The organism is Pseudoxanthomonas sp. CCNWLY206-1 (assembly GCF_039710385.1).
In the GTDB taxonomy this organism is placed as follows: Bacteria; Pseudomonadota; Gammaproteobacteria; order Xanthomonadales; family Xanthomonadaceae; genus Pseudoxanthomonas_A.
In genome coordinates, this window is record NZ_JBDKXI010000008.1 from 241,265 (window position 1) to 248,442 (window position 7,178).

The window sequence follows — 7,178 nt, forward strand, 5'->3', positions numbered from 1 at the left end:
CCAGTAAGGCATATGGAAGAACCCGGCTCATGCCGGGTTCTTTTTTGGTTGATGCCTCATTGACGCGCTTTCGAGTAACGGGGTCCCTCACCTTGCGATCAAGCCGCAACCCCGTGCCTCGGCAACGCTATCGACACCAACGCCGCGAGCGTTACCAACGTCGCGGAGATTGCCAAGCAGGCCGGCAATCCAGCGACCTGGTAAACCCAGCCGGACAACACCGTACCCAGCAGCCGTCCCAGCGCATTGGCCATGTAGTAAAAGCCAACGTCCAACGACACGCCGTCCTCGGCCGCGTAGCTGACGATCAGATAGCTGTGCAGCGACGAGTTGATGGCGAACAGCACGCCGAAAGCAGTGAGCCCTACGATCACCACCGCGCGCGCGTCCTGTCCTTGAAACAGCAGCCACGCCATCAACGCCGGCACGAATGCCAGCGGCACCGCCCATAGCAATGCCGTACGCCCGTCCGGCAGTCGTCCACCGCGCTCGCCAGTGAGATCGCGTTTGCCAGTGAAGCCCGGCGCCAGTGCTTGCACGATGCCGTACCCGATCACCCAGGCGGCCAGAAATCCGCCGACCTGCCAGAAGTCCCAGCCCAGCACCTCGGCCAGAAAAACCGGCAACGCCACGACGAACCACACATCGCGCGCACCGAACAGGAACAGCCGTGCCGCCGACAACAGGTTTATCGCGCGGCTTTTCGACAGCAATTCGCGGAACTTGGGCTTCCTTTTCGCCTTGCCCAGATCACGCTTGAGCCACCACAAACTCAACACCCATACGACTGCCAGCGCCACCGCCATTGCCGCGACCGCCTTGGTAAAACCCAACAACGTCAGCAGCGCGCCGCCCAGGAAGAACCCCACGCCCTTCAGCGCATTCTTCGATCCGGTCAGCACCGCCACCCAGCGATACAACGCGCCTTGCTGGTTGCCCGGCACCAGCAGCTTGATGCTGCTCTTGGCGCTCATCTTGTTGAGGTCCTTGGCGATGCCCGACAGCGCCTGCGCCGCCATCACCCAAGGCACCGTCAGCCACACGGCGGGGACCAGCAGCATCGACAGCGCCGCGACCTGCAAGGCAAGACCGATGTTCATGGTGCGGTTCAGGCCGATGCGCGCGCCCAGCCAGCCGCCAACCAGATTGGTCGCCACACCGAATATTTCGTAGAACAGGAACAGCAACGCGACCTGCAACGGGCTGTAGCCCAGCTGATGGAAATGCAGCACCACCAACATGCGCAGCGCGCCGTCGGTCAGGGTGAAGGCCCAATAGTTGCCGGTGATCAGCAAATACTGGCGCACATCGGGCGAGAGTCGTTGCAACATGAATTAGCGATCCGCCCGCCCCACCAGCTTTACCAGCTCCGCTGTGCGATTCACGTAACCCCATTCGTTGTCGTACCAGGCGTAGATCTTCACCTGCGTGCCGTTGATCACCAAGGTGGACAGCGCATCGACGATGCTGGAGCGCGGATCGGTCTGGAAATCGATCGATACCAAGGGACGGGTTTCATAACCCAGGATACCTTTCAGCTCGCCCTCGGCGGCCGCTTGCAGCAAGCCGTTCACTTCGTCGACCGTCGTCGCGCGCTCCACTTCGAATACGCAATCGGTCAGCGACGCGTTGGTCAACGGCACGCGTACCGCATGGCCATCCAGACGTCCACGCAGCTCCGGGAATATTTCGGCGATGGCAGTCGCCGATCCAGTCGAGGTGGGAATCAAACTGCTGCCGCAGGCGCGCGCGCGGCGCAGATCCTTGTGCGGCGCATCGACGATCACCTGGGTGTTGGTCAGGCTGTGGATGGTGGTCAGGCTGCCGTGGCGGATGCCCAGGTTCTCGTGGATCACCTTGACCACCGGCGCGAAGCAGTTGGTGGTGCACGATGCTGCCGAGACGATCCGGTGCTGCGCGGGATCGAAACGGTGATGGTTGACGCCCATGACCGTATCCAGCGTGCCTGCGGCCTTGATCGGCGCGGTCACCACGACGCGCTTCACGCCCTGGTCGAGATAGGGCTGCAGTACGTCGGGTTTGCGGAACTTCCCGGAGGCTTCGATCACCACATCGCAATCGGACCAGTCGGTGGCCGCGATGTCCTTGTTGCGTGTGATCGGAATACGCACGCCATCGATGACCAGGTGATCGCCATCGGCACTGGCTTCGCGATTCCAGCGCCCGTGTATCGAATCGAAGTTCATCAGATGCGCGAGCGTGGCGGGATCGCCGGCCGGGTCATTGATTCGCACGAACGCAAGTTCGTTGTCTTCCCATGCGGTGCGCAGGGTAAGACGGCCCATCCGGCCGAAGCCGTTGATACCGACACGTATCGTCATTGGAAACCTTGAGTTGAGAAAGAATTCAGCGTCAGCTGCCGGCATGCGCGGAAAGGCCGGACTCGCGCAAGCGAGTGGAGGCGGTCAGTTGATCCAGCGCTTCCAGTTTCAATGAAAGCAGCAGCGTGATGCGCTGGCTCAACAGCTTCATCACGTCCTGGTACGCCGCCTGGATCTTTTCGGAAGAGCCGGGTTGGGATGAGTCGGCGACTACCGAGGGATCGGGAACGCTCCAATGCGCGGTGGTAGGGTGACCTGGCCAGATAGGGCAAGGCTCATTGGCGGCGCGATCGCACACGGTGATGATCAGATCCATTTTCGGCGCATCGGCAGCGGAGAATTCTTCCCACGATTTGCTGCGCAAGCCATCGGTGCTGAAGCCCGCCGATTGCAGCACTGCAATCGCGTCCGCATTGACCTCGCCTTTGGGCTGGCTACCTGCACTGTAGGCGCGCAAGCGGCCCTTGCTCAGTTGATTGGCAAGCGCTTCGGCGATGATGCTGCGACCCGCGTTGCCGGTGCAGACGAACAACAGGTTGTAGTGATCTTTCATGTCTCCTCCCTCATGCGAGTTGGGGTTCTTGGGGTGCTTCGTCGGCTTTCGGCGCGCATCCGCCGCCGGTCGCTACCGGGCCGCACTGCGTGCCGCCACAGCAGTTGCGCGTCAGGAATTCGATCAGCGCGTTCATGGCGGCGAAGTCGGCGCGATAGCAGATGACGCGTCCACGTGTTTCGCCGTGGATCAATCCGGCGGCGACCAGTTCCTTCAGATGAAACGACAGCGTGGCGCCAGGTAGCGCCAGCGCCTCGGCGATTTCGCCGGCCTTGCGGCCGCCCGGTCCGGCCTCGACCAGCAGACGGAAGATCGCCAGCCGGGTGGGCTGGCCCAAGGCCGCGAGCGCAGTGGTTGCATTTGTTATTTCCATAATTCTAGAATAATCGAACATAACCCAGGCTAGCAAGGTTTTATGACAATTAATGACCTGCCCAACGTGGCCGCCGGAGCGCTTGCACTGCCCAATCCAAGCCAATTGGCGCCGGAAGGTGCGGCGCACCCGCCACGCATCCTGATCCTGTACGGATCGCTCCGACCGCAATCCTTCAGCCGCAAGCTGGCGCTGGAAGCCGAGCGTCTGTTGCGGCATTTCGGCGCTGAAACGCGCGTGTTCGATCCACACGACCTGCCCATGCTGGACAGCGTCAATGCCGATCACCCCAAGGTTCGCCAGCTGCGCGAGTGGTCGGAATGGTCCGAAGGCCAAGTCTGGGTCAGCCCGGAGCGGCACGGCGCAGTCACCGGCGTATTCAAGAACCAGATCGACTGGTTGCCGCTGGAAAGCGGCAGCGTTCGGCCGACCCAGGGCCGCACCCTGGCGGTCATGCAGGTCTGCGGCGGTTCGCAGTCCTTCAACGTGGTCAACACGCTGCGCGTGCTGGGCCGGTGGATGCGGATGGTGGTGATTCCCAACCAGTCTTCAGTGCCCAAGGCCTGGCAGGAATTCAACGACGAAGGACGGATGAAGCCTTCGTCCTACTACGACCGCGTGGTGGACGTGATGGAAGAACTGGTGAAGTTCACGCTGATGGTGCGTGGCCGCAGCGATTATCTGACCAGCCGTTATAGCGAGCGCAAGGGTGATCTAGCCGCGCGGGCCTTGTCTGCGGCGTCGGGTGCGGTTGAGGCGCCTGCGGTGTCGGTGCCGGTGGTGGGGACCTGTTGTACCGCTGCTTGCTGCTGACCAGCCGCGTAGAGCGGAGCTTGTTACGTCCCCTTGGCCTCAACCTTGTAGAGCCGAGCTTGCTCGGCTGCTCTTCGGTCCGCGCTCCAAGATGAAAAGCAAAGAGCAAAAGCAGCGGAGCAAGCTCCGCTCTACGAAGTCGTCCCGCACCGCAACAACTGCGCTGCGGGGCGTCTGTACACGCTCAGGGATTCATATTCCCGCATCCGGGACAACGGCGGCGCCCTGGCTCCGGTAGGATTCACGCGGTTCATCGCACCCATGCAGGAGCCCCGTGCAATCCATTATCTCCATCAACCAGCTAAGCAAAACCTACGCGTCCGGCTTCCAGGCGCTGAAGCGTGTCGATCTGGATATCCGCCGCGGCGAGATCTTCGCCCTGCTCGGCCCTAATGGTGCTGGCAAGACCACGCTGATCAGCATCATCTGCGGCATCGTCAATCCCAGCGAGGGGACGGTGCTGGCCGACGGCCACGATGTCGTTCGCGACTATCGCGCGGCGCGCGGCAAGATCGGCCTGGTTCCGCAGGAACTGTCCACCGACGCGTTCGAAACGGTCTGGGCCACGGTGCGGTTCAGCCGCGGCCTGTTCGGCAAGCCGCCCAATCCGGCCCATCTGGAAAAAGTGCTGCGCGATCTATCGTTGTGGGACAAGAAGGACAGCAAGATCATGGCGCTGTCCGGTGGCATGAAGCGGCGTGTATTGATCGCCAAGGCATTGGCGCATGAGCCGCAGATCCTGTTCCTGGACGAGCCCACCGCCGGCGTCGACGTGGAGCTGCGCCGCGACATGTGGCAGATGGTGCGCCAGCTGCGCGAAAGCGGCGTGACCATCATCCTGACCACGCACTACATCGAAGAGGCCGAGGAAATGGCTGACCGCATCGGCGTGATCAGCAAGGGCGAATTGATCCTGGTCGAGGACAAGGATGTGCTGATGCGTAAGCTGGGCAAGAAGCAGTTGACGCTGCAGCTGCACACCCCGCTGCAGACCATCCCCGGCGAACTTTCCGCGTTGCCGCTGGAGCTGGCCGACGACGGCCACGCCCTGGTCTACACCTTCGATGCGCAGAGTGAAGAAACCGGCATCGCCGCGCTGCTGAAGCGGCTGGGTGAACTGGGCATCGACTTCAAGGATCTGCATTCCAGTGAAAGCTCGCTGGAGGAGATCTTCGTCAGCCTGGTTCATAACGGCAATGCTCACAACGGCAAGGAGGCGCGCGCATGAACTGGTATGCCATCCAGGCCATCTATCGTTTCGAAATGGCGCGCACCTTCCGCACCATCACCCAGTCGATCGCATCGCCGGTGCTTTCGACGTCGCTGTATTTCGTGGTGTTCGGTGCGGCCATCGGTTCGCGGATGGGAGACATCGGCGGTGTCAGCTACGGCGCTTTTATCATTCCGGGCCTGATCATGCTGTCGCTGCTCAACGAGAGCATTTCCAATGCGTCGTTCGGGATCTACATGCCCAAGTGGGCCGGCACCATCTATGAGCTGTTGTCGGCGCCGGTCTCGTATGTGGAGGTGGTGATCGGCTACGTGGGCGCCGCGGCGACCAAGTCGTTGATGCTGGGCGTGCTGATACTGGTCACCGCGCGGATATTCGTACCCTACGAAATAGCGCATCCATTCTGGATGTTGTGCTTCCTGCTGCTGACGGCGGTGACCTTCAGCCTGTTCGGTTTCATCATCGGCTTGTGGGCCGACGACTTCCAGAAGTTGCAGGTGATCCCGCTGATGATCGTGACACCGCTGACTTTCCTGGGCGGCGCGTTCTATTCGATCAACATGCTGCCGCCGGTGTGGCAGAAGATCACCTTGTTCAATCCAGTGGTGTACCTGATCAGCGGCTTCCGCTGGAGTTTCTACGGCGTGTCCGACGTCAACGTCGGCATCAGCCTGGCGGCGATCATCGGCTTCCTGGTCCTGTGTTTGATCGCGGTGTGGTGGATCTTCAGGACCGGGTACAAGCTGAAGAATTGAGAAAGTCTCGTAGAGCGGAGCTTGCTCCGCTGCTCTTTGGTCCGATCTAAAAAAACAAAGGCAGCGGAGCAAGCTCCGCTCTACGGGGGCCGGCCCATCCGTCTCAACGCGAAACGTTGAACTTCACTTCCACGCGGCGGTTCGGGATCAGGCATTCGCGCAGAGCCGCTTGAGGCTTGGCGCCTTCGCAACGCTGCACTTGTTCGGTGTCGCCGCGATACTCGTGGGTAATCAGGCTCTCCGGCACGCCGCGGGCGATCAGCAACTCGCGCACGGTGCGTGCACGACGTTCAGACAAACCCTGGTTGTAGTCGTGGCCGCGTCCTTGCAAGCGGTCGGCATGGCCGATCAACTCGATGCCGGTCAGGGTCAGCCCTTCTTCGCGGATGCGTGCCAGAGATTGATCCAGGCTCTGCAGCGAATAAGCCCGGATGTCGCCTTTCTGATCGCGATCGAACTCGAACAGCACATTGGCGGTCAGCGCGAGCGGTGCCTGCGGGCCGGCGGCGGGAGCGGCGCCACACTGGCGCGCCAGCGCTTCGGCGTCGTTGACCCAATCCTCGGCGATCTGGATGTAAGGCTTGGAATGCCGCCACTGCTGCTGGTTCAACTCGTTGCCGGCGTGCACCAGTTCCACTTCACCACAGGCCACGGCCTGCTGCGCGCATTGGAAACCGGGCGTGCCATGGATCGCGCCCAGGCGCTTCCACAGATCCTCGCGCACGCGTGCCGCACCGTTGACCAATGGCGTGTCGGTGGGCAGCGGCGTGACGCCCTGCTCCATGCCCACGATCAGCTTCTCCGACTCGGTCAACGCTTCCTGCGGGAAGTCGCTGCGGTCATTGCGGGTGTATTCGTGGAAGGACACGTCCAGCCAGCACTGCGCCTTGGACAGGTGATAGTCGCGCACCGGCCGGCCGGCATCGTTGAGCGCCTGAATGCGGCCCTGCGTCTGTCCGTAATCGGACAGATCGGCATGGATCGCCTCATCCGTGATGCGTGCCTCTTGCGGAGCGAGCGTGGTCTGCTGGGCGTTGGCGGCGGTCACTGCGAGCGACGCCGTGACGGCAGCGATGGCGATGCCGAGAATCTTCTGCTTAGTGTTCTTCAT

8 protein-coding genes are annotated in these 7,178 nt (G+C 61.9%); 3 read left to right on the plus strand and 5 right to left on the minus strand.

The window, feature by feature from the left end; all coding sequences use genetic code 11:
* Nucleotides 1-98: 98 nt before the first annotated feature.
* Genes arsJ through AADW18_RS17760 form a run of 4 tightly spaced genes read right to left on the minus strand, consistent with a single transcriptional unit; the run spans nucleotide 99 to nucleotide 3,268 of the window.
* Nucleotides 99-1,331: an organoarsenical effux MFS transporter ArsJ gene (gene arsJ / locus AADW18_RS17745; protein ID WP_337344729.1), complete on the minus strand. Its 1,233-nt coding sequence runs from the start codon at nucleotides 1,329-1,331 to the stop codon at nucleotides 99-101.
* A gap of 3 nt (nucleotides 1,332-1,334) precedes the next feature.
* The gene (locus tag AADW18_RS17750; RefSeq protein WP_337344730.1) at nucleotides 1,335-2,342 is read right to left on the minus strand and encodes an ArsJ-associated glyceraldehyde-3-phosphate dehydrogenase; all 1,008 of its coding nucleotides are present in this window, start codon (nucleotides 2,340-2,342) and stop codon (nucleotides 1,335-1,337) included.
* 31 nt (nucleotides 2,343-2,373) lie between these two features.
* Nucleotides 2,374-2,895 carry an arsenate reductase ArsC gene (locus AADW18_RS17755; RefSeq protein WP_337344731.1) on the minus strand — a complete coding sequence of 174 codons (522 nt, stop codon included), beginning with the start codon at nucleotides 2,893-2,895 and terminating at the stop codon, nucleotides 2,374-2,376.
* A 10-nt stretch (nucleotides 2,896-2,905) separates the two neighbouring features.
* The gene (locus AADW18_RS17760; RefSeq protein ID WP_337344732.1) at nucleotides 2,906-3,268 is read right to left on the minus strand and encodes a metalloregulator ArsR/SmtB family transcription factor; all 363 of its coding nucleotides are present in this window, start codon (nucleotides 3,266-3,268) and stop codon (nucleotides 2,906-2,908) included.
* A gap of 42 nt (nucleotides 3,269-3,310) precedes the next feature.
* On the opposite strand from AADW18_RS17760, the gene arsH reads away from it, so the two are divergent.
* The 3 genes from arsH to AADW18_RS17775 all read left to right on the plus strand — a co-directional run bounded on the left by arsH (nucleotide 3,311) and on the right by AADW18_RS17775 (nucleotide 6,067).
* The gene (arsH, locus tag AADW18_RS17765; RefSeq protein ID WP_337344733.1) at nucleotides 3,311-4,081 is read left to right on the plus strand and encodes an arsenical resistance protein ArsH; all 771 of its coding nucleotides are present in this window, start codon (nucleotides 3,311-3,313) and stop codon (nucleotides 4,079-4,081) included.
* Between the two features lie 274 nt (nucleotides 4,082-4,355).
* Nucleotides 4,356-5,309, plus strand: a complete 954-nt coding sequence (locus AADW18_RS17770) for an ABC transporter ATP-binding protein (RefSeq protein WP_337344734.1) — start codon at nucleotides 4,356-4,358, stop codon at nucleotides 5,307-5,309.
* A complete protein-coding gene (locus AADW18_RS17775; protein ID WP_337344735.1) occupies nucleotides 5,306-6,067 on the plus strand; it encodes an ABC transporter permease in 762 nt (253 codons plus the stop codon). Before AADW18_RS17770 ends, AADW18_RS17775 begins: the two co-directional genes overlap by 4 nt.
* 103 nt (nucleotides 6,068-6,170) lie before the next feature.
* On the opposite strand, the gene AADW18_RS17780 is transcribed toward AADW18_RS17775, so the two are convergent.
* On the minus strand, nucleotides 6,171-7,178 hold the full coding sequence (locus AADW18_RS17780) for an OmpA family protein (protein ID WP_337344736.1): 1,008 nt from the start codon (nucleotides 7,176-7,178) through the stop codon (nucleotides 6,171-6,173).

Bases quoted from the DNA above. Each gene is read 5' to 3' on its own strand.
- AADW18_RS17750 (WP_337344730.1), bottom strand. From the start codon at position 2,342: ATGACGATACGTGTCGGTATCAACGGCTTCGGCCGGATGGGCCGTCTT.
- AADW18_RS17755 (WP_337344731.1), bottom strand. From the start codon at position 2,895: ATGAAAGATCACTACAACCTGTTGTTCGTCTGCACCGGCAACGCGGGT.
- AADW18_RS17775 (WP_337344735.1), top strand. From the start codon at position 5,306: ATGAACTGGTATGCCATCCAGGCCATCTATCGTTTCGAAATGGCGCGC.
- arsJ (WP_337344729.1), bottom strand. From the start codon at position 1,331: ATGTTGCAACGACTCTCGCCCGATGTGCGCCAGTATTTGCTGATCACC.
- arsH (WP_337344733.1), top strand. From the start codon at position 3,311: ATGACAATTAATGACCTGCCCAACGTGGCCGCCGGAGCGCTTGCACTG.
- AADW18_RS17780 (WP_337344736.1), bottom strand. From the start codon at position 7,178: ATGAAGAACACTAAGCAGAAGATTCTCGGCATCGCCATCGCTGCCGTC.
- AADW18_RS17760 (WP_337344732.1), bottom strand. From the start codon at position 3,268: ATGGAAATAACAAATGCAACCACTGCGCTCGCGGCCTTGGGCCAGCCC.